The organism is Halomonas tibetensis, from assembly GCF_042643535.1.
Lineage (GTDB): Bacteria > Pseudomonadota > Gammaproteobacteria > Pseudomonadales > Halomonadaceae > Halomonas > Halomonas tibetensis.
The window spans coordinates 175,931-196,331 of record NZ_JBHRSQ010000009.1 but is presented as its reverse complement, the minus strand read 5'-3'; the positions used below and the strand labels follow the sequence as shown (position 1 = coordinate 196,331).

The window sequence follows — 20,401 nt, the reverse complement described above, 5'->3', positions numbered from 1 at the left end:
CCCCATGACGGGGCCCGCGATCATCGGCAGCTAACTGCGCCGGGGAGTCATCAAAAGCGCAGGCGCACGCCTAACTGGGCGCCACGATCCAGGGTGCGGGAGCCGCCGTCATCGTCGAAGTCGGCGCCCAACTGACGCAGGCCCAGGTAGCCATCCACGTTGGGAGCAAAGGCATAGCGGGCGCGAACCCCGACTTCGTACCCATCCTCCAGGTCACGGGTGGAGATCACGTTGGGGGTATAGAAACCGTAGCCGCCCAGAGAGACCTCGGGCAGATTGGGCAGGTAGACATAGCCGTATCCCCCCAGACCGAGACCGCCTCCCTTGCCGACGTCGGTATCAAACTGGGTCCAGCGCGCGCCCACGCCTACCTCGCGATCAGGGGTGTGATTAGTGCCCATCAGCTGAGCGTTAAACACCGTGGCGTCCTCGCGATACTCGCTGTGAACCACTCCACCACCCAAGCTGATGCCGTCCACTACCTCGCCGGCGGCCTCGAACTGCACGGCATCGGGACCCAGGTTGAGGTCCAGGCTGGCACCCTGGGCATTGCCCACAGCGCCAAGGGCAAGGACGGCCAGCAACGTCAGTGTTGGTTTCATCTCGCTCTCCTCAACCTTTGCGAACGATTCACCTTGTACGGTATTTGTATAGATTCACTGAAGTGTAGCGCAAAGTGCCGTCACGCCGAAGGAGATGCACCATATCTCGCACGATAGTCACGTATGGCCTCGGCATGGTGGTTCAACGCATCGCCGGCATGCGCTTCAAGATAGGTCAGGACCATATCCAGGCTCACAATACTGACCACCGGCATGGCGTAGCGGGCCTCCACCTCCTGAATGGCGCTCAGGCCACTGCCGTCAACGTCAGCGCTACCGCGTTCCTGGCGGTCCAGGGCGATAATCACACCGGCGGCAAGAGCGCCGGCCGCCTCGATCAGCCCCATGGCCTCGCGGATGGCGGTGCCGGCCGTGATCACGTCGTCGATGATCAGGACACTACCGTCAAGCTCGGCGCCGACGATGTTGCCACCCTCACCGTGGGCCTTGGCTTCCTTGCGATTGAAGGCGTAGGGCAGATCGCGGCCGTGGTGGTCGGCCAGCGCCACCGCCGTCGTGACGGCCAGTGGAATGCCCTTGTAGGCAGGGCCAAAGAGCACATCGAAGGCGGGAGCGCGGTCAACGATGGCGCGGGCGTAGAAACGGCCCAAGCGCGCCAATGCTTCGCCAGTGCGAAATAGCCCGGCGTTGAAGAAGTAGGGGCTGATCCGACCCGATTTCAGGGTGAACTCGCCGAATCGCAGCACCCCCTGTTCGATGGCGAACTCGATGAATTCACGCTGGTAATCCTGCAGCGCAGGCGTGCCGGAGTGCTCCACTGATGGCTCCTATCGTCTTAATTGGCGCGGGCCTTTTACCCAAACGTCGAAACGTCGGGTATCATACACGCGCGACGGTAAAGGGACCACGTATGAAAATTGCCACTATTAATGTCAACGGTATCCGGGAGGCGGTCGGTCGAGGGTTTCTCGACTGGCTGGCCAACCAGGATGCCGATGTTGTCTGCGTCCAGAATCTCAAGGCCAAGAGCTTCGAGCTGGACGACAGCATCCTCTATCCAGAAGGCTATGAGGGCTACTTCCTCGATGCCGAGCAGGACGGCTTCTCAGGAGTGGGCATCTACTGCCGGAAGATTCCCAAGGCCATCATGTACGGGCTGGGCTTCCCCCAGTGTGACAACGAGGCTCGCTTCCTGCAGGCCGACTACGACCGCTTCAGCATCGTCAGCTTCCTGATGCCCGACGGCAGCGACTTCGCCGCCAAGCAGGCCTTCATGGCCCAGTATCAGGAATACCTGAGCAAGATGGCCCGCAAGCGTCGCGAGTACATCATCTGCGGCACCTGGCACATTGCTCACAAGACCATCGACCTGGAGAACTGGGCCGACAATCAGGACACTCCCGGCTTCAAACCCGAAGAGCGCGCCTGGATGGATCAGGTATTCGGCCCCACCGGTTTCATCGACTGCTTTCGCGAGATCAACCGCGACGCCGGCGAGTCCACCTGGTGGCCAAAGCTTGACCAGGAGGTACCGCGCTCCCGCCAGGAGGGATGGCGCATCGATTACCAGGTGGTAGGCCCCGAGTTCCGCCGCCATGTGGTCGATGCCTGGATCGACTATGACGCCACCTTCTCCGAGTTCGCACCGCTGATCGTCGAGTACGACTTACCGCTCTGAGTCACCTCCCTTCGTCGCCGTTCCGGTCCGCCGGAACGCAGAACGCCGGCCACGTGGGCCGGCGTTCTGCGTCTGGGAAGTTTAGAAATCGGGAAACCCTGTTGTCAGACGCTTGCCTTAGCGTGGAATGCCCAGCGACTCGCGCTGGTGGTCGAACAGCTGGTAGCCAGCGTTCTCGGCCAGCTCCAGCATGGCATTGAGCTCGGCACGGCTGAAGCTGCCCTTCTCGGCAGTGCCCTGCACCTCGATAAGACTGCCGTCCTCGGCCATGACCACGTTCATGTCGGTATCTGCGCCGCTATCCTCGGGATAGTCCAGATCCACCACCGGCACCCCCTTGAACAGACCCACCGAAACCGAACTCACCAGCTGCTTGAAGGGGTCGCCCTTGATCAGCTTTTTGCGTTGCAGGTAGCGAACAGCGTCCATCAGCGCCACGCAGCCGCCGGTGATGGAGGCGGTGCGAGTACCGCCGTCGGCCTGGATCACGTCGCAGTCCACGGTGATGGTGAACTCGCCGAGCTTCTTGAGGTTCAGGGAAGCGCGCAACGAGCGGCCGATCAGGCGCTGGATCTCGAGCGTGCGCCCCCCCTGCTTGCCGCTGGCCGCCTCACGGCCGCTGCGGGTATGGGTGGCGCGGGGCAGCATGCCATACTCGGCGGTCACCCAGCCCTGGCCCTTGCCGCGCAGCCAGCGCGGCACGCCGGGCTCGACGCTGGCGTTGCACAGCACCTTGGTATCGCCGAACTCCACCAGTACCGAGCCCTCGGCGTGGCGGGTGTAATCCCGGGTCAGGCGAATCTCGCGGGGCTGGTCGGGCGCACGGCCGCTGGGGCGTCGAAACGGAGTGGACATATCACCTCATCTGGATCAAGTAGGGTCTGAAACGCATGCGAATCATGGCTGGGGGCCATTCTACACCCTTGGGCCAGCCTTGCCGGCGAATCGGGTACACTGCGCCACATCCTTCAGATCCTTTACGTTACCCCCGGGAGCCTTCGCCATGGTGCACAGCATGACCGCCTTCGCCCGCCAGGAGCACACCGCCGACTGGGGCAGTCTGCAGCTCGAGCTGCGCTCGGTGAACCAGCGCTACCTGGAGCCCCACTTCCGCCTGCCGGAGAGTCTGCGCGACCTGGAGCCGGCCTTTCGCGAGGCGCTGCGCCACCGCCTGGCCCGCGGCAAGGTGGAGTGCACCCTGCGCTTCGAGCCCGCCGGCGCGGCCGAGGGCCTCAGCGTCAACGCCGCTCGGCTGGCCGAGCTGGCCCGTGTCCTGGGCGAGGTGCGTCAGGCCGTGGCCGACGCCGCGCCTGCCGACGCCCTGGCCCTGCTTGCCTACCCCGGCGTACTGGAGAGCCGTGGTCCTGACCCGGAGATCGTCAAGGCCCAAGCGCTGGCGCTCTTCGAGCAGAGCCTGGATGACCTGGTGGCCGGCCGCGCCCGGGAGGGGGAGAAACTTGCCGCGCTGATCCGCGACCGGCTCGTCGCCATCGAAGCGCAGGTGGCCGAGGTACGCACGCTAATGCCGCAGATTCTCGAGCGCCAGCGCAGCCTGCTGCTGGAGCGCCTGGACGCAGTGAAGAGCGAGCTCGACCCCCAACGCCTGGAGGCCGAGCTGGCCCTGCTGGCCCAGAAGGCCGACGTGGACGAGGAGCTCGACCGCCTGGCCACCCATGCCGCCGAGGTCGGGCGTCAGCTGGCGCTGAAGGGCCCGGTAGGTCGGCGCCTCGACTTCCTGATGCAGGAACTCAATCGTGAGGCCAATACCCTCTCTTCGAAGTCGGCCGTGGCCAGCACCACCCGCTGCGCGGTGGAGCTCAAGGTGTTGATCGAGCAGATGCGGGAGCAGATCCAGAACATCGAGTAGGCCTGCAGCGCCGCGTAAATTCGTGCGATACTGCGCGCTTTACTTCGGCTCATGCCACCTCATACAGCTGTCACACAGGGATGCCGACCATGCCCCAGGGTACCCTCTTCATCGTTTCCGCCCCCTCAGGCGCCGGCAAGACCAGCCTGGTGCGAGAGCTGATCGAGAGCCTCGACGGCATCCAGGTGTCGGTATCGCACACCACCCGCGAACGCCGCAACGGCGAAGTGGACGGCGTGAACTATCATTTTGTGGACCTGCCGGCCTTCGAGGCGATGATCGAGCGCGGCGAGTTCTTCGAGCACGCCCGGGTCTTCGACAACTATTACGGCACCTCACGCCCCGCAGTGCAGGCCGCCTTGGATGCCGGCCAGGATGTCATCCTGGAGATCGACTGGCAGGGCGCGCGCCAGGTCCGCAGCCAGCTGCCCGACGCGGTGTCGATCTTCATCTTGCCGCCCTCTCGGGAAGAGCTGGAGCACCGCCTGGCCAGCCGCGGCACCGACGAGCACGCGGTAATCGAACGGCGCATGCAAGAGGCGGTGGGCGAGATGTCCCACCACGACGAATACGACTACCTGGTAATCAACGACGACTTTACTACCGCCCTGCGTGAGCTGCAGGCTCTGGTCATCTCCCAGCGCCTGAGTCGCGAGCGTGCCGGCAAGGCTCACGCCCCGCTGCTGCAGGCGCTGCTATCCTGATCCCCATGGGCGCTGCACTGCAGCGCTTGTCACGGTAACCGGGCGTCGAGTAACCTATAGGGTCTACCCATAAGTGGAATCCGCCCATACGCGCCCCGCGTGTGCCCCTGCGGGTTCCCGCTAGCTTTCAGGAAGGCATCCCATGGCACGAGTCACGGTCGAAGATTGTCTGGAAAATGTCGAGAACCGCTTCCAGCTGGTGATGATTTCCACTGCGCGAGCACGCCAACTGGCTCGCGGCTCTCGCGATGCCCTGGTGCCCTGGGAGAACGACAAGCCCACCGTTGTTGCCCTGCGCGAGATTGCCGCCGGCCTGGTCGACTCGAGCGTTCTCGACGAGCCCGTGGAAGCCGCGGTGCGTCCGGTACGCGAGCCCTTCTTCGGCGGCGCCGGCGAGGAGTGATCACGACGGCGCTGAGGCGCCGTCATCCTTTCCAGGACGCTAACGCAGGAATCAGGGCGCGCCGCATGTTCACCATCGATGACCTGGCCGACCGTCTCGGCAGCTACCTTCCCCAGAGCGAGATTCAGCAGGTCAAGCGCGCCTTCTACTACGCCGAGCAGGCCCATGACGGGCAGCGTCGGCGTTCCGGCGAGCCCTACGTCACCCACCCGCTCGCCGTCGCCAACATCCTCGCCAACATGCACATGGACCACCAGAGCCTGATGGCCGCCATGCTGCACGACGTCATCGAAGATACCGGGGTCGGCAAGGAGGCGCTGGCCAAACAGTTCGGCAAGCCGGTGGCGGAGTTGGTGGACGGGGTCTCCAAGCTGACCCAGATCGCCTTCGAGGACAAGGCGGTGGCCCAGGCCGAGAACTTTCAGAAGATGGTGCTGGCGATGTCCCGGGATATTCGGGTGATCATCGTCAAGCTGGCCGACCGGCTGCACAACATGCGCACCCTTGGAGCGCTGCGCCCGGAAAAGAAACGCCGCATCGCTCGCGAAACCCTGGAGATCTACGCCCGCATCGCCAGCCGGCTGGGCATCAACACCATCCGCGTGGAGCTGGAAGACCTTTCCTTCCAGGCCCTGCATCCGATGCGCGCCGAACGCATCAAGCGTGCCGTTTCCAGCGCCCGGGGGCACCGTCGTTCGGCGATCCGCCAGATCCAGACCACCCTGCAGCAAAGTCTCGACGATGAAAAGCTTTCCGGCACGGTGGTCGGCCGCCAGAAGCATCTGCTGTCCATTTACAAGAAGATGCGCGACCAGCGCAAGTCGTTCACCGAGATCATGGACGTCTTCGGCTTTCGCATCATCACCGAGGACGTGGACAGCTGCTACCGCATCCTCGGCGTGGTGCATAACCTCTACAAGCCGGTACCCGGACGGTTCAAGGACTACATCGCTATCCCAAAGGCCAATGGGTATCAGAGCCTGCACACGTCCCTGTTCGGCAGCGGCGGCATGCCCATCGAGGTGCAGATCCGCACCCGAGAGATGGAAGCCATGGCCAACAACGGCATCGCCGCCCACTGGCTCTACAAGGCCGGCCAGACCCGGCATCCTATCGCCGAGGGTAGCCATGCCCGTGCCCGCTCCTGGATCAAGGGCCTGCTGGAGATGCAGCGTCACGCCGGCGATTCGCTGGAGTTCATCGAGCATGTCAAGAACGACCTTTTTCCAGACGATATCTACGTGTTCACCTCCAAGGGCGACATCATGGAGCTGCCCCAGGGCGCCACGGTGATCGACTTTGCCTACGCGGTGCATACCGATATCGGCAACGGCACTATTGCCTGCCGTATCGATCGCCACCTGGCCCCGCTCTCTACCCGCCTGGAAAGCGGCCAGACTCTGGATATCATCACTGCCCCCGGGGCAAGGCCCAACCTGGCCTGGCTCAACTTTGTCGCCACCGCCAAGGCGCGCTCGGCGATTCGCCATGCGCTAAAGCACCAAAAGCATACCGAGGCAGTGCAACTCGGCCGGCGACTGCTCAACAAGTCACTGGCCCAGTTCGAGACCAGCCTGGAGGAGCTGCCCGAGGGGCCGCTTGCCGGCCTGCTGGCCGAGCTCGGCCTGAAAAACGACGAGGCCCTGCTGGAGTCCATTGGCCTGGGCACTCGGATCGCCCATTTGGTGGGTCGTCGCCTGCTCGAACTCCAGCACGGCGAATCGCCTTCGGACAAGGGCGAATCGCGCGCCCATGGCCCCATCCTGATCAGCGGCGCCGAAGGCATGGTGATCAAGTTCGCCCGCTGCTGCCACCCGCTGCCCGGCGACCCGGTCATCGGCCACCTCTCGGTGGGAAAGGGGATTGTGGTACACCGCGCCGAGTGCCGGAATCTGGGCGAACTCAGGAATGACCCGGACAAGCTGTTCGCCCTGGAGTGGTCCGACGACATCGCCGAGGATTTCCCGGTGGCACTGCGCCTGGAGGTGGAAAGCCGTCGTGGCCTGGTGGCCGAACTGGCCGGCCTGGTCACCGATGCCGAGGCCAACATCGAGCGCATCGGCATCGAGGAGCGTGATGCCCGCCTGGTCACCGTTAACCTGACCCTATCGGTGCGCAATCGCATCCACCTGGCGCGTATCATCAAGCGACTGCGCAATCTCCCCCATGTCGAGCGTATCACCCGACTCGGCAACTGAGTGTCCCCCGCCGGCCCGACAGCGCCCCAATAGGGCGACCGGGCCGCTTTGTATTATCCGAATCATCGACCAACCCAACGGAGCACACCATGAGCAACAAGGCCGTCATCAATACCGACAAGGCGCCCGCCGCCATCGGCCCCTACTCCCAGGCCATCAAGTCCGGCAATACCGTCTACCTCTCAGGTCAGATTCCCCTGGACCCGGCGACGATGGAACTGATCTCCGACGACTTCGAAGCGCAGGCCCGTCAGGTCTTCACCAACCTGAAGGCCGTCTGTGAGGAAGCCGCCGGCTCGCTGGGCGAAATCGTCAAGCTCAACCTTTACCTGGTCGACCTGGGCAACTTCGCCATCGTCAACAAGGTGATGGAAGAGGTCTTCGACAAGCCCTACCCGGCCCGCGCTGCGGTAGGCGTCAAGGCGCTGCCCAAGGGCGCCCAGTTCGAAGCGGAAGCCGTGATGGTCATCGGCGACTGACAGGCCCATGAGGCTCTTTCTCGCCCTGGTGCCGCCCCCCGAGCTGCGCGAGCGGCTCGGCGAACTGGCTGACGCCGCCCACGCTCACTATGGCGGGCGGCGCATGCCGGACGAGAGCCTGCACCAGACCCTGGCCTTTCTCGGCGAGGTAAGCGATGTGCAGGCTACCGAGCTGGTGGACTGGGTGAGACGCCTGACGGTGCCTCCCGGGGAATGGCGGCTGGACGCCTGGGGCCACTTTCGACGGCCGGGCATCCTCTGGGTGGGTGGGCACTCGCCGGACCCGGCGCTCGGCCGTCTCCAGAAGCAGCTGTGGGATGCATTGGAGGGCTTCGGCCTGGCGGGACGCCCGACGCGTTTCGTACCCCACGTCACCCTGCTGCGCCGAGCCGACATTCTCGGCGTCAGTACTCTCGGCGTCAGTAACCTCCCGACCCCTGACCTGATCTGGTCCTACCGACACCTCGCTCTGGTGCGCTCCTTCACCCTCGATGACGGCGCGAGCTACACGACCCTTGCTCGGTCGTCCTGACTTGCAGCCAAACTCAGGCCTTCGCGGGCAGAAAGCCGCCCTCCCTCAGCACCTGGGCGTAGCCCTCGCGGTAGCTGGGGTAGCAGAACTCATAGCCGCTGGCCAGCAGGCGGGCGTTTTGGCAGCGCTTACTGGCACGGCGACGCAGCGGCGATTGAATGGTCTCGGTGGCTTCCACCTTGAGCTGCTTGGCCAGCCAGCTCATCACCTCGTGGAGCGGTGCCGGCTCGCAGTCGCTGGCCAGATAGAGGTCGTCTACCGGATCACTGGCCAGAGTGCGCTCGATCAGGTGGGCCAGGACCCCGGCACAGTCGTCGCGATGGATGCGGTTGGTGTACATGGCAGGGCTCGCCGGCGCGATGCGCCCCTCGCTCACCTGGCGAATCAGGCGGTCCCGGCCGGGGCCGTAGATCCCCGAAAAGCGCACGGTGGTACCGGGCAGCTCATGGCCGAGCAGCGTCTGCTCCGCCTCGCGCATCAGCGCCCCGGCGAAGCCGGTGGGGTCGGCAGAGCTCGCTTCGTCGACCTCCTCACCGGCCTGCTGGGAATAGACGCTGGTGGAGGAGACGAAGAACACCCGTTTCGGCACCCGCTTGCGCGCGCCGAACTCGGCCAGCACCGTCTTGAGTCCCTCGGGGTAGGCGGCGCGGTACGCCTCCTCCTCGAAGCGGTCGGCGCTGGCCACGTAGACCAGGATGTCGGCATCCGGCAGGGCGGCGAGACTCGCGGGATCGGTGAGGTCCGCGCCGGCGGCCTCAAGGCCGCTATCCGCCAGCGCCGCTGCGTTGCGACGCACGCCCACTACCCGTTGGCCGGCCGCCCGCAGGCGCTGGCCAAGCCCAATCCCGATATCTCCACAGCCCAGAATCAGCGTTGTTGTCTTCACCTTTTCCCTGCCCCCTGATAAAAAGTCCCTATTGGAATTTCAAGAGGATGCCTGTAAGGCAACCAGAATGACTCTAACAGAACTCCGCTACATCGTGACACTGGCTCAGGAGCGCCACTTCGGACGCGCCGCCGAGCGCTGCTTCGTCTCCCAGCCAACGCTCTCAGTGGCTGTCAAGAAGCTCGAGGAAGAGCTGGGCATTGCCCTGTTCGAACGCTCCAAATCCACCGTCCAGGTCACACCGCTGGGCGAGAAGATTGTCGAGCAGGCCCAGCGAGTGCTCGAACAGACCAGCGTGATAAAGGAGCTGGCCAATGCCGGCAAGGACCAGCTGGCGAGCCCTCTGCGCCTCGGTGCCATCTACACCATCGGTCCCTATCTCTTTCCCCACCTGATTCCCGAGCTGCGCCTTGGCGCGCCACAGATGCCGCTCTACATCGAGGAGGGATTTACCGGCAACCTGCGCCGCAAGCTGAGAAGCGGGGAACTGGACGCCATCATCATCGCCCTCCCGTTTACCGAGACCGACGTGGTCACCAAGGCCTTGTACGCAGAAGCGTTCGAGGTGCTGATGCCCGCCGACCATCCCTGGGCCGAGCGCGAGGTCATCCAAAAGGAGGAGCTGCTCAAGGAGCGACTGCTGCTGCTCGGCGAGGGCCACTGCTTCCGGGACCAGATCCTCGAAGCCTGTCCTGCCATCAGCCAGAAACTCAACAGTCCGAACAACACCCTCACCGCTGAAGGGGGGTCGCTGGAAACCATCCGTCACATGGTGGCCTCCAAGCTCGGCATCACCGTGCTGCCGAGTTCGGCGATCGGCACCGTCCACTACGAGAGCGGCCTGCTGGTCAGCCGTCCCTTCGCCCCGCCCGCACCGGCGCGCACCGTGGCCATCGCCTGGCGCGCCAGCTTTCCGCGGCCCAAGGCGATCGACGCCGTGACCGAGGCCATTGCCCGCTGCCGCGAGGCCGAACCCGTGACAACATGAATGCACTCGACTCGCCGGTCACGTCGCTCAAGGGCGTCGGCGAAGCGCTGGCGCTGAAGCTTGCCCGGTTGCGCATCGAGAGCGTCGCAGATCTGCTCTTTCACCTGCCGCTGCGCTACCAGGACCGCACCCGCATCACCCCCATCGGCACCTTGCGCGCCGGCCACGAAGCCGTCGTGGAGGGTGAAGTGGTGGCCGCCGAAGTGGTGCAGGGGCGGCGGCGCAGCCTGCTGGTGCGTCTGAGGGATGGTTCGGGCCTGCTCAGCCTGCGCTTCTTCCACTTTTCACCGGCCCAGCAGCAGCAGTTCCAGCCCGGCACCTGGTTGCGCGGCTTCGGCGAGGCCCGCGCCGGCGCCACCGGGCTGGAGATTTACCACCCCGAGTATCGGCTGCTCAAGGCCGACGCCCCGCCGGTGGAAGACCACCTGACGCCCATCTACCCTGCCACCGAGGGGTTGCACCAGACCCGTCTAAGGGCACTGATCGAACAGGCCCTGGCGCTCATGGAGGCCCGCCCCGAGGCGCTGCCGGACTGGATCAGCGAAAGCCTTCGCACTCGCTTTCGGCTGCCCGAGCTACATCACTGCCTGCATGTACTGCATCAGCCACCGCCGGAGGTAAACCCCGAGCAGCTGGCCAGCGGTCGCCATCCGGCTAGCCGTCGCCTGGCCCTGGAGGAGCTGCTGGCGCACCGCCTCAGCCTCCAGGCGGTACGCCAGCGTATCCAGGAGGATGGCGCCCCGGCGCTGCCCTACGGGCGCGGCTTGCAAGCACGCTTTCTTACACAGCTACCCTTTTCGCTAACCGGCGCTCAGCGCCGTGTGCTGGACGAGATCGGCGCCGATCTCGCTCGGGAGATGCCCATGCTTCGCCTGGTGCAGGGCGACGTGGGCTCCGGCAAGACGGTAGTGGCCGCCATGGCGGCCCTGGCCGCCATCGCCGGCGACTGCCAAGCGGCGATGATGGCACCTACCGAGATCCTCGCTGAGCAGCACTACCGCGCCTTCCGGGCCTGGTTCGGACCGCTCGGCATCGAGGTGGCCTGGCTCTCAGGCAAGCTCAAGGGCAAGGGACGCCTGGATACCAAGGCGGCCATCCGGGACGGTCGCGCTCGCATGGTGGTCGGCACCCACGCCCTGTTCCAGGGCGACGTGCACTTTCAGCGCCTCGGCCTGGCCATCATCGACGAACAGCATCGCTTCGGGGTGCACCAGCGCCTGGCGCTTCGCGAGAAGGGCGAGGCCGCCGGCCTGACGCCCCATCAGCTGGTCATGACCGCCACCCCCATCCCCCGCACCCTGGCGATGAGCGCCTACGCCGATCTGGACGTCTCCGTAATCGACGAGCTGCCTCCCGGGCGCACCCCGGTAAAGACGGTGGCAATGCCCGATGAGCGGCGCCCCGAGGTGGTGGCGCGCATCCGTCACGCCTGCGCCGAGGGCCGACAGGTCTACTGGGTCTGCACCCTGATTGAGGAGTCCGAGGTGCTGGAGTGCCAGGCCGCCGAGGCGACCCGCGACGAGCTCACCGAAGCGCTGCCGGAGTTTGCTATCGGTCTGGTCCACGGGCGCATGAAGGCGGCCGAGAAAGCCGCGGTAATGGACGCCTTCAAGGCCGGCGAGTTGGATCTGCTGGTGGCTACCACGGTCATCGAGGTGGGGGTCGACGTACCCAACGCCAGCCTGATGATCATCGAGAACCCGGAGCGGCTTGGGCTCTCCCAACTGCATCAGCTGCGTGGACGCGTGGGGCGCGGCTCCACGGTAAGCTTCTGCGTGCTGCTCTACCATCCCCCGCTGTCGGCCAACTCGAAGCAGCGCCTGGCGGTGATGCGCGAGACCAATGATGGTTTTCGCATCGCCGAAAAGGACCTGGAGCTGCGGGGTCCCGGCGAGGTGCTGGGCACTCGTCAGACCGGCCTGGCCCAGATGAAGATCGCCGACCTGGAGCGCGACGCCGACCTGCTTGAACGGGTCGCTCCGCTGGCCGAGGCGCTACTCGCCAGTCACCCGGAGGCGAGCCGGCCGCTTGTCAGAAGATGGCTGGGCGAAGAGTCGGGCCGATACGGGCAGGTTTAACCGTCTCGATATGCTTGACTTAGATATGCCTGAGGAGTTTCTGCAGCTTTTGCAGGTCGGAAGAGTCGCCGACCAGGCGCACCGAACCTTCCATCATGCCGTCGAGGAAGGCCTGCTGGGTGGGTTTCTTGAGCACCTTGAGCGCGGTGATTTCGTCCTCGAAACGCAGCTCCAAGTCGAGATCCACCGGCAGGCCGCGCCCGCTCTGGATGCCACCGGGGGACATGCGATAGTGGCGAGCGATGGCAAGATCTTCGGTGGCGATACCCCAGTCGAGGCCGCGCATCTCGGCCAGCAGCTCCCGAAAACGCGCCTTGCGGCGCAGGGCTCGCTTGAGCAGGAAGGTCAGCAGCCAGAGCATCAGTCGCAGCTTCATGTCGATCTCGCCACCGAATCCATGGAGGGGAAAGCCAACGCGGCCCACCGGTGCGGGCCGCCTGGCACATTGCGTGGCCTTTACTTGGCCACGGCGTCTACTTGGCCACGGCGTCCTTGAGGCCCTTGCCCGGCTTGAAAGCCACGGTCTTGCTGGCCGGGATGGTCAGAGGCTGACCGGTCTGGGGATTCTTGCCGGTGCGCGCCGCACGCTCGCGCACGGTGAAGGTACCGAAGCCGATCAGCGACACGTCCTGCCCCTGGGCCACGCTCCCGGTGATCTCATCGAGGATCACGTTGAGCACCTGGCTCGCCTTGTCCTTGGAAAAATCGGCATGTTCGGCAATCGCCGCGGCGAGTTCTGGCTTACGCATGTTGCCCTCCTGATATTGGCAGTCTACCCGGGCGCCTGTCGCCGAGGTCTTGTTGTCGATGATCTAGCCTAGCAACGGCGGCGCAACCCGCGCCAGTTCAACTTTCCGACGGACACAGGCACCAGTCAACGCAAACCCGATCAAATGCCCCTCTTCCGATTCCGCCAGGGCAGAGAAGTCGCCGGCCTCTCCCTCGATGCGCCAGCGTGCCGGGGGGGTAGCCGGCGGCAGGGCCACCACCGGCAGCAGAGGGGTCTTGACCACCACCGGCCAGGGCCCGTAGACGACAGGGGTGGGCGTACCTGTGAGGGTGCGAGCCAGCGCCTTGGCGCTGGCCTGCAGGGGCTGGACGTACATGGCATTCACGCCGTCCACACAGGCCACATCACCCAGGGCGTAAACGCCGGGCGCCGAAGTGGCCAGCCTGCGATCGGTGTGGATACCCGCGGCGCTGACCGCCAGGCCAGCCGCCTCGGCCAGGGCCGTGCGCGGTCTGAGCCCCGTAGCCATCAGCACCAGGTCGGCTTCAATACGGCTGCCATCCTCCAGGGCTAGACCCACGCTGGCCCCGGCCGTTTCGAGCGCCGTCACCCCGACGCCCAGCGCCATCAGCATGCCAGCCTCGTCAAATGCCTCACCCAAGGCCCGGCCCAGGGGCTCCGGCAGCAGCCGCGGCAGAGGAGCGGCCTCGGGGGCCACCAGGCTCACCTCGTGGCCCCCGGCGATCAGGTCATTGGCGAACTCGCAGCCCACCAACCCCGCGCCGACAATGGCCACCCGACCCGGCCGTCCCAGCGCTTCCAGCGCGCCATGGAAGGCACGGTAATCATCCAGATCGTTGATGGTGAAGACCCTGGCCGCCAGCGCGTCAGAAACCGCGAAGGGCACCGCCGGCGCCGCCCCGGTGGCCAGCACCAGCTCGCTCCAGGGCAGCCGCTCGGTACCAATCTGCAGGGTGCGCGCCACCGTGTCGATGGCCTCGACCCGAGTGTGGGTGCGCACCACGACGCCGAGTTCCTCTGCTAACCGCAGGGCGTCACGCACCGCCAGGCGATCCGGCGGCAGGCGCTTGGCGAAACCGGTAGAAAGCAACGGCTTGGCATAGTCGTCGCCGCTATCGGCGGTGATCAGGGTAATGGGACGTTCGGCATCGATGGCGCGCAGAGCCCGCAGCAAGCCGATGCCCGCCATGCCGGAGCCGATAATCGTCAGGGGAGCGCTCATGGAACTCCTCGGTCAGGGTGGAGATGACACCGCATGTTACACTACCTGCCCTGAATCGACGCGGAGCCTAACGGTGTCAGACCTGCCGCCTGCCGACACCAGCGCCCCGGCGCACTGGATCTCTCTGGCCGCCGCCCGGCCCGCCATGAGCCCCGCCTGGCGCCGCTGGGTCGGCTCTCGGGACTCTCTTACCCTGCGCCTCACCGAGGCCGGCGCCCCCAGCGCCTTCCGCGTCCAGCTGCTCGACCAGCGCCTCGGGACCCCGCGTCGTGACGAGGCTCAAGCGCTGGACATCGCCCACGGCCAGCGTGCCTGGCTACGCGAGGTGGCACTCTGCCTGGGAGAGCGCCCCTGGGTAGTGGCACGCTCGGTGGCGCCGCTAGCGGGCCTGCCAGAGCACGAGCTGGCACGCCTCGGCGAGCGCTCCCTGGGCAGCTGGCTGTTTCGCCAGCCGGATCTCGAGCGTAGCGACATCGAGGTGACCTCGGCCCCCGCCGGCTTCCACGATGCCGTCGGGCCCTGGGGACGCCGCTCGGTGTTTCGCCACGGCGACTTCCGGGTGCTGGTGCAGGAATGGTTCCTGGACGCCATGGCGGATGACCTTGGCCTCCCTTCGCGCTAGGCTCTTCCCACGCCGACTTTCGTGAGGTAGAGATGGACCGTTCCCTGATGCACCCCAAGGGACTTGCCCGGGTGCCTGACTTCCTGCAGCTGATGCGCCTGAACCGTCCCATCGGCACCTGGCTACTGATGTGGCCCACCCTGTGGGCCCTATGGGTAGCCGCCGAGGGCATCCCTGGCCGAAACGTGCTGCTGATCTTTATCGCCGGCGTCTACCTGATGCGCGCCGCCGGCTGCGTGGTCAACGACTACGCCGACCGCCACTTCGACGGTCACGTCAAACGCACCCGCCACCGCCCCCTGGCCACCGGCCGCATCAGCGAAGGGGAAGCCCAGGCGCTGTTCCTGATCCTGGTGATGGCCGCCTTCGTGCTCGTCTGGTTCACCAACCTCTTCACCGTGATGCTCTCACTGGTGGGCGTAGCGCTGGCCTTTATTTACCCCTTCATGAAGCGCTACACCCACCTGCCACAGCTGTTCCTCGGCGCCGCCTTCTCCTGGGCCATCCCCATGGCCTTCGGCGCGGTGCTGGGCCATATCCCCGCCGAGGCATGGCTGCTGTTCCTGGCCAACATGGCATGGACCGTGGCCTACGACACCCAGTACGCCATGGTCGACCGCGACGACGACCTCAGGATCGGCATCAAGTCCACGGCGGTGCTGTTCGGTCGTGCCGATCGGCTCATGATCGGACTGCTCCAAGGCCTGACGCTGCTGCTGCTGACCTGGGTGGGGCTGCGCCTGGGATTGGGCGGCTTTTTCTGGCTGGGCCTGGCGGCCATGGCGGCCACCTTCGTGCACCAGCAGTTCCTGATCCGCCACCGCGAGCGCGACCCTTGCTTCCAGGCCTTCCTGAATAACCACTGGTCGGGGCTTCTGGTATTCGCCGGCCTCGCTCTCAGCCTCTGGCCGGCCTCCGGGGCATGAAGCGCAGGCGGCATTGTCATGCGAGTGTCATACTAGCGTGGTGAGATCGTCATCGATCCGTCACTGCTCCGAGGCCTCCGGATGACCGCCAAGACCGTTTTGATCGTCGATGATGAAGCGCCGATCCGCGAGATGATCGCGGTGGCGCTTGAGATGGCAGACTACCGCGTGCTCGAGGCGGACAACGCCCAGGCCGCACACGCCATGATCGTCGACCACCAGCCCGACCTGGTGCTGCTCGACTGGATGATGCCTGGTACCAGCGGCATCGAACTGGCCCGGCGCCTCAAACGCGAACCGACTACCGCCGAGCTGCCGATCATCATGCTCACTGCCAAGGGAGAGGAGGACAACAAGATCCAGGGACTCGAGGCTGGTGCCGACGACTACATCACCAAGCCCTTCTCGCCCCGTGAACTGGTCGCCCGCCTCAAGGCGGTGCTGCGACGCGCCACGCCCCAGGGAATCGAAGAGGCCGTGGAGGTGGACGGCCTGCTCCTTGACCCGGTCAGTCATCGGGTTATCGCCAGCGGCAAGGCCGTGGAAATGGGCCCCACCGAGTATCGCCTGCTGCAGTTCTTCATGACTCACCAGGAACGTGCCTATACCCGCAGCCAACTGCTGGATCAGGTGTGGGGTGGCAATGTCTACGTAGAGGAGCGCACCGTGGACGTGCATATCCGTCGCCTGCGCAAGGCGCTTGGCGAGCGTCACCAGCATCTGGTACAGACGGTGCGCGGCACCGGCTACCGGTTCTCTGCCAAGGGTTGACGTGGGCCTCTGGAAGCGAGAAGTGTGGCGTCTCCTCCTGCTGGCCGCTGGCGGCCTATTGGTGGGCTGGATTGTGTCCTACGCCGGGTTAGGACTGGCCATCGGGCTTGCCGCCTGTCTGGTCTTTCATCTCCAACGGCTCTACCGTCTTCACCGCTGGCTGACGCTTACGCCCCAGGCCGAGCCCCCTGCCGCCACGGGGGTGTGGGGCGAGCTCTTCGACCGCCTGTATCGCTACCAGAAAGGGCAACGTCATACCCAGGAGCGGCTGCTGGGCATCATCAAACGCATCCAGGAGTCCTCCGAGGCGATGCGCGACAGCGTGGTGATGCTCGACCGCCATGGTGATATGGAATGGTGGAACAGCGCCGCCGAACGCATGCTGGGACTGCGAACCTCCCATGACCGCGGTCACCACATCACCAACCTGCTGCGCGACCCTCGCTTCATCGACTACTTCCACACGCGCGACTACCGGGAGCCGCTGACCCTACGCTCGCCCATCGATGAGCAGATGGTGCTGCAGTTCCAGATTACTCTCTACGGCGATGATGAGCGGCTGCTGATGGCCCGCGACATCACCCGCCTGCACCGCCTGGAGGAGATGAGACGCGACTTCGTGGCCAATGTCTCCCACGAGCTGCGTACCCCGCTCACCGTACTGGCCGGCTACCTGGAGACCTATGACACCTACGCCGACCAGCTGCCGCCGCGCTTCGCCCGGGGTCTGCATCAGATGCAGGAACAGACCCATCGAATGCAAAACCTGGTGAGCGACCTGCTGCTGCTGTCGCGCCTGGAGATCGATCGCGGCGGCGAAGATCATGCCCCCCTGGCGATGGCGACACTGCTGGAAAGCGTGCAGCGCGATGCCGCAGCGCTCTCCGCCGGCCGCCACACCATCGAGGTGGAGTTGGTGGAGCCCAGGGCACTGCTCGGCAGCGAACAGGAGATACGCAGCGCGCTCTCCAACCTGGCCTTCAACGCGGTACGCTACACTCCCGAGGGCAGCCGCATCGTGCTGCGCTGGGTTCCCGGGCGTGACGGCGCCAACCTGGAGGTTGAAGATAACGGCAAGGGCATCGACCCGATGCATCTGCCGAGGCTCACCGAGCGCTTCTATCGGGTCGACAAGGGACGCAGTGCCGCCACCGGCGGCACCGGCCTGGGGCTGGCCATCGTCAAGCACGTTCTGCTGCGCCACGATGCCCGCCTGGAGATCGACTCACACCCCGGCCAAGGCGCCCGCTTCAGCTGCCTGTTTCCTGCCGAACGGCTCAGGTCGGAGACAGCGTAGCGGGCCTTAACGAGCCGCTGGAGCGCCCAGGTCTCGGTAGTGCCGATCCCACATCAGGACGCCAGCGGAAACGGCCCCCGGCAGCAGGAAGAGGTTAGCCAGCGGAATCCAGGTCACCAGGGTCACGCAGCCGCCAAAGGTGAGGCTTTGCCACCAGCGCGCCGCCAGCCGACGGCGCATGTCCGCGAAGCCCACCATGTTGTTATCCATGGGATAGTCCAGATAGGCGATGGCCATCACCCAGGCCGAGAACAGCGCCCAGAGCAGCGGTGCGATCAGGTTGAGGCCAGGAATCCAGCTCACCACCAGCAGCAGCAGTGCCCGAGGCGCGATATAGGCAAGCTTGACCAGCTCGCGTCCCAGGGCATCCACCGCCGTCTTCATAAAGCTGCGATCGTCCAGGGGGGGCCGCCCGGTCGCCACTACCTCGACCTTAGCCGCCAAAAAGCCATAGAAGGGCGCGGCGATCAGGTGGGTCAGTAGCGTGAAGGTGAAAAGCACGATCACCACCAGGCTGATCATGAACAGCGGCCAGATTAGCCACTCGAGCCAGGCAAGCCATCCGGGTACCAGCGCCATCCAGCCATCCAGCCAGCCGCCAAAGTTGGCCAGCACGTACCGCAGCATGGCGCCGTACACCAGCAGGTTAACGACGATCGGGGCGAAGACATAGCGCCTCAGGCCCGGAGAGTAGGCCAGACGGGTACCCCGGGTCAGGGCGGTGATGGCATCGAGCATGGTGATTCCTTCAGACGACACAGCGCAGGCCACCCCCAGGGCGGTGGCCTGCGTGATTAACGATCAATAACCGAATCCGGTCAGTCCTTGCGGGTGATCGCCTTCTCGTCCAGATCCTCGAGATCGGTGTGACGGATATCGAGACCCTTGACCAGGTAGACCACGTACTCGGCCAGGTTGTTGGCGTGGTCGCCGATGCGCTCCAGGGCGCGCAGGATCCACATCAAGTTGAGAATCGGCGTGATCGAGCGAGCATCTTCCATCATGAAGGTCATCAGCGAACGCATGGCACTGCGGTACTCCTCGTCCACCTTTTCGTCCTCATGAACCAGCTCAAACGCCAATTCAATGTCGAAGCGAGCGAAGGAGGTCAAGGCGTCACGCACCATGCGGCGGACGTGCTCACTGATCATTCGCACCTCAACGAAGCCGCGAGTGCCGTTGTCGACCTTGATCAGATCACCGGCGTTGCGGGCGATCTTGCTCGCCTCGTCGCCGATGCGTTCCAGGTCGGAGGCGCCTCGCATCACCGCCAGTACCAGGCGCAGATCGGAAGCCGCAGGCTGTCGGCGAGCCAACACCTGGGTGCACTCCTCATCGATCTTCATCTGCATGTCGTTGACCGCACGGTCGTTTTCCACCACGCGCTCAGCCAGCTCGGAGTCCCCTGCGAGCAGCGCCTCCACGGCCTCCTGGACCTGTCTCTCCACCAGACCGCCCATGGCCATCAGGTGGGTCTTGAGCTCCTCGAGCTCATGGTTGAACTGCCGCGAGATATGGCGGCTGTGGATATCGCTGGTAATGTCCATGGTGATCCTCTCCTGGGAATGGGCCTGGGGGCTCGGGTCTTGGGGCCCGCCGTTAGGCCATGCGCCCGGTGATGTAGTTCTCGGTTCGCGCGAGGCGCGGGTTGGTGAACAGGGTGTCGGTGGCGCCATACTCCACCAGTTCGCCCTCCTGCAGGAAGGCGGTGTAGTCAGAGACCCGCGCCGCCTGCTGCATGTTGTGGGTGACCAGCACCAGCGTCAGCTGCGACTTCAGGTTGCGGATCAGCTCCTCGATCTTTAGCGTCGAAATAGGGTCCAGTGCCGATGCGGGTTCATCCAGCAGCAGCACCTCGGGGCGTACCGCAAGGGTGCGAGCGATCACCAAACGCTGCTGCTGGCCGCCGGAGAGCGCCCAGGCCGAGCTTTTGAGCCGATCCTTCACCTCATCCCACAGTGCCGCCGAACGCAGCGCCCACTCGACAATGTCATCCAGTTGCCTCTTGCGGATCCCGCCTTGCAATCGCAACCCGAAAGCCACGTTGTCGTAAATTGACATGGGGAAGGGATTGGGCGCCTGAAAGACCATTCCCACGCGTCGCCGCAGTTTCGCCACTTCCACCTCAGGGGCATGAATATCCTGCCCTTCGAGACGAATCCTTCCATTCAGACGCACGTCATCGTTGAGGTCATGGAGCCGGTTCAAGGCACGCAGCAACGTCGACTTCCCGCAGCCAGATGGCCCGATGAAGGCCGTGACCCGATGGCGCGGCACGCGCAGCGTGAGCTCACGAAGGGCCGGTGTCTCCCCATAGGCCAGACTCAGTCCCTCGATCTCCAGGCAGCACGCAGCGGAGTCAAAGTCGATGATCGGGCCGCCGGCAACGGACTGTGGCGACGGGAAGACGGACATCGGGTTCACACTCCTCGAGCG

Annotated in this window: 23 protein-coding genes; 13 read left to right on the top strand and 10 right to left on the bottom strand. The window is 65.1% G+C overall.

The features are described 5' to 3' along the window. Positions 1-50: 50 nt before the first annotated feature. Together ACFODV_RS07220 and pyrE are read right to left on the bottom strand one after the other, a co-directional pair. On the bottom strand, positions 51-602 hold the full coding sequence (locus ACFODV_RS07220) for a YfaZ family outer membrane protein (protein WP_379756864.1): 552 nt from the start codon (positions 600-602) through the stop codon (positions 51-53). A gap of 80 nt (positions 603-682) precedes the next feature. After that, on the bottom strand, positions 683-1,381 hold the full coding sequence (pyrE, locus tag ACFODV_RS07215; RefSeq protein ID WP_379756861.1) for an orotate phosphoribosyltransferase: 699 nt from the start codon (positions 1,379-1,381) through the stop codon (positions 683-685). Between the two features lie 92 nt (positions 1,382-1,473). Between pyrE and ACFODV_RS07210 the strand changes: the two genes are divergently transcribed. Then, the gene (locus ACFODV_RS07210) at positions 1,474-2,241 is read left to right on the top strand and encodes an exodeoxyribonuclease III (protein WP_379756858.1); all 768 of its coding nucleotides are present in this window, start codon (positions 1,474-1,476) and stop codon (positions 2,239-2,241) included. 117 nt (positions 2,242-2,358) lie between these two features. Here ACFODV_RS07210 and rph read toward each other — a convergent pair whose 3' ends face one another. Continuing rightward, on the bottom strand, positions 2,359-3,096 hold the full coding sequence (rph, locus tag ACFODV_RS07205) for a ribonuclease PH (RefSeq protein ID WP_379756855.1): 738 nt from the start codon (positions 3,094-3,096) through the stop codon (positions 2,359-2,361). A 148-nt stretch (positions 3,097-3,244) separates the two neighbouring features. Here rph and ACFODV_RS07200 point away from each other — a divergent pair, with 148 nt between their 5' ends. From ACFODV_RS07200 to thpR, 6 genes are all read left to right on the top strand, one after another. Beyond that, positions 3,245-4,108 carry a YicC/YloC family endoribonuclease gene (locus tag ACFODV_RS07200; protein WP_379756852.1) on the top strand — a complete coding sequence of 288 codons (864 nt, stop codon included), beginning with the start codon at positions 3,245-3,247 and terminating at the stop codon, positions 4,106-4,108. An 89-nt stretch (positions 4,109-4,197) separates the two neighbouring features. Next, entirely contained in the window at positions 4,198-4,812 is a 615-nt protein-coding gene (gene gmk / locus ACFODV_RS07195; protein ID WP_379756849.1) for a guanylate kinase, read from the top strand. A gap of 142 nt (positions 4,813-4,954) precedes the next feature. Next, positions 4,955-5,215, top strand: a complete 261-nt coding sequence (gene rpoZ, locus ACFODV_RS07190) for a DNA-directed RNA polymerase subunit omega (RefSeq protein ID WP_379756846.1) — start codon at positions 4,955-4,957, stop codon at positions 5,213-5,215. 65 nt (positions 5,216-5,280) lie between these two features. Further along, positions 5,281-7,413 (top strand): RelA/SpoT family protein, encoded by a 2,133-nt coding sequence (locus ACFODV_RS07185; RefSeq protein ID WP_379756843.1) that lies wholly within the window; start codon positions 5,281-5,283, stop codon positions 7,411-7,413. A gap of 89 nt (positions 7,414-7,502) precedes the next feature. Beyond that, positions 7,503-7,892, top strand: a complete 390-nt coding sequence (locus ACFODV_RS07180; RefSeq protein WP_379756840.1) for a RidA family protein — start codon at positions 7,503-7,505, stop codon at positions 7,890-7,892. Positions 7,893-7,899: 7 nt separating this feature from the next. Then, positions 7,900-8,424 (top strand): RNA 2',3'-cyclic phosphodiesterase, encoded by a 525-nt coding sequence (gene thpR / locus ACFODV_RS07175; protein WP_379756837.1) that lies wholly within the window; start codon positions 7,900-7,902, stop codon positions 8,422-8,424. Positions 8,425-8,437: 13 nt separating this feature from the next. On the opposite strand, the gene ACFODV_RS07170 is transcribed toward thpR, so the two are convergent. Beyond that, positions 8,438-9,310 (bottom strand): NAD-dependent epimerase/dehydratase family protein, encoded by an 873-nt coding sequence (locus tag ACFODV_RS07170; protein WP_379756834.1) that lies wholly within the window; start codon positions 9,308-9,310, stop codon positions 8,438-8,440. A gap of 67 nt (positions 9,311-9,377) precedes the next feature. Between ACFODV_RS07170 and ACFODV_RS07165 the strand changes: the two genes are divergently transcribed. Continuing rightward, on the top strand, positions 9,378-10,298 hold the full coding sequence (locus tag ACFODV_RS07165) for a hydrogen peroxide-inducible genes activator (protein ID WP_379756831.1): 921 nt from the start codon (positions 9,378-9,380) through the stop codon (positions 10,296-10,298). After that, positions 10,295-12,376, top strand: a complete 2,082-nt coding sequence (gene recG, locus ACFODV_RS07160) for an ATP-dependent DNA helicase RecG (RefSeq protein WP_379756828.1) — start codon at positions 10,295-10,297, stop codon at positions 12,374-12,376. The genes ACFODV_RS07165 and recG overlap by 4 nt, the downstream gene beginning before the upstream one ends. Positions 12,377-12,395: 19 nt before the next feature. Here recG and ACFODV_RS07155 read toward each other — a convergent pair whose 3' ends face one another. The 3 genes from ACFODV_RS07155 to ACFODV_RS07145 all read right to left on the bottom strand — a co-directional run bounded on the left by ACFODV_RS07155 (position 12,396) and on the right by ACFODV_RS07145 (position 14,349). After that, the gene (locus tag ACFODV_RS07155; RefSeq protein WP_379756825.1) at positions 12,396-12,752 is read right to left on the bottom strand and encodes a hypothetical protein; all 357 of its coding nucleotides are present in this window, start codon (positions 12,750-12,752) and stop codon (positions 12,396-12,398) included. 97 nt (positions 12,753-12,849) lie between these two features. Continuing rightward, positions 12,850-13,125, bottom strand: coding sequence for an HU family DNA-binding protein (locus ACFODV_RS07150; RefSeq protein ID WP_379756823.1), 276 nt, complete (start codon positions 13,123-13,125; stop codon positions 12,850-12,852). Between the two features lie 63 nt (positions 13,126-13,188). Beyond that, positions 13,189-14,349, bottom strand: coding sequence for an FAD-dependent oxidoreductase (locus ACFODV_RS07145; protein ID WP_379756820.1), 1,161 nt, complete (start codon positions 14,347-14,349; stop codon positions 13,189-13,191). A gap of 73 nt (positions 14,350-14,422) precedes the next feature. Here ACFODV_RS07145 and ACFODV_RS07140 point away from each other — a divergent pair, with 73 nt between their 5' ends. From ACFODV_RS07140 to phoR, 4 genes are all read left to right on the top strand, one after another. Further along, on the top strand, positions 14,423-14,971 hold the full coding sequence (locus ACFODV_RS07140; RefSeq protein ID WP_379756818.1) for a chorismate--pyruvate lyase family protein: 549 nt from the start codon (positions 14,423-14,425) through the stop codon (positions 14,969-14,971). 32 nt (positions 14,972-15,003) lie between these two features. Then, entirely contained in the window at positions 15,004-15,897 is an 894-nt protein-coding gene (gene ubiA, locus ACFODV_RS07135; RefSeq protein ID WP_379756815.1) for a 4-hydroxybenzoate octaprenyltransferase, read from the top strand. 81 nt (positions 15,898-15,978) lie between these two features. Further along, entirely contained in the window at positions 15,979-16,668 is a 690-nt protein-coding gene (gene phoB, locus ACFODV_RS07130) for a phosphate regulon transcriptional regulator PhoB (protein ID WP_379756811.1), read from the top strand. Position 16,669: 1 nt separating this feature from the next. Beyond that, a complete protein-coding gene (gene phoR, locus ACFODV_RS07125; protein WP_379756808.1) occupies positions 16,670-17,965 on the top strand; it encodes a phosphate regulon sensor histidine kinase PhoR in 1,296 nt (431 codons plus the stop codon). Positions 17,966-17,971: 6 nt separating this feature from the next. Here phoR and cysZ read toward each other — a convergent pair whose 3' ends face one another. The 3 genes from cysZ to pstB form a co-directional block, all read right to left on the bottom strand. Further along, positions 17,972-18,703 carry a sulfate transporter CysZ gene (gene cysZ, locus ACFODV_RS07120; protein WP_379756806.1) on the bottom strand — a complete coding sequence of 244 codons (732 nt, stop codon included), beginning with the start codon at positions 18,701-18,703 and terminating at the stop codon, positions 17,972-17,974. 80 nt (positions 18,704-18,783) lie between these two features. Continuing rightward, entirely contained in the window at positions 18,784-19,512 is a 729-nt protein-coding gene (gene phoU, locus ACFODV_RS07115; RefSeq protein ID WP_379756803.1) for a phosphate signaling complex protein PhoU, read from the bottom strand. Positions 19,513-19,564: 52 nt separating this feature from the next. Continuing rightward, positions 19,565-20,380, bottom strand: coding sequence for a phosphate ABC transporter ATP-binding protein PstB (pstB, locus tag ACFODV_RS07110; RefSeq protein WP_379756800.1), 816 nt, complete (start codon positions 20,378-20,380; stop codon positions 19,565-19,567). Between the last annotated feature and the right edge of the window lie 21 nt (positions 20,381-20,401).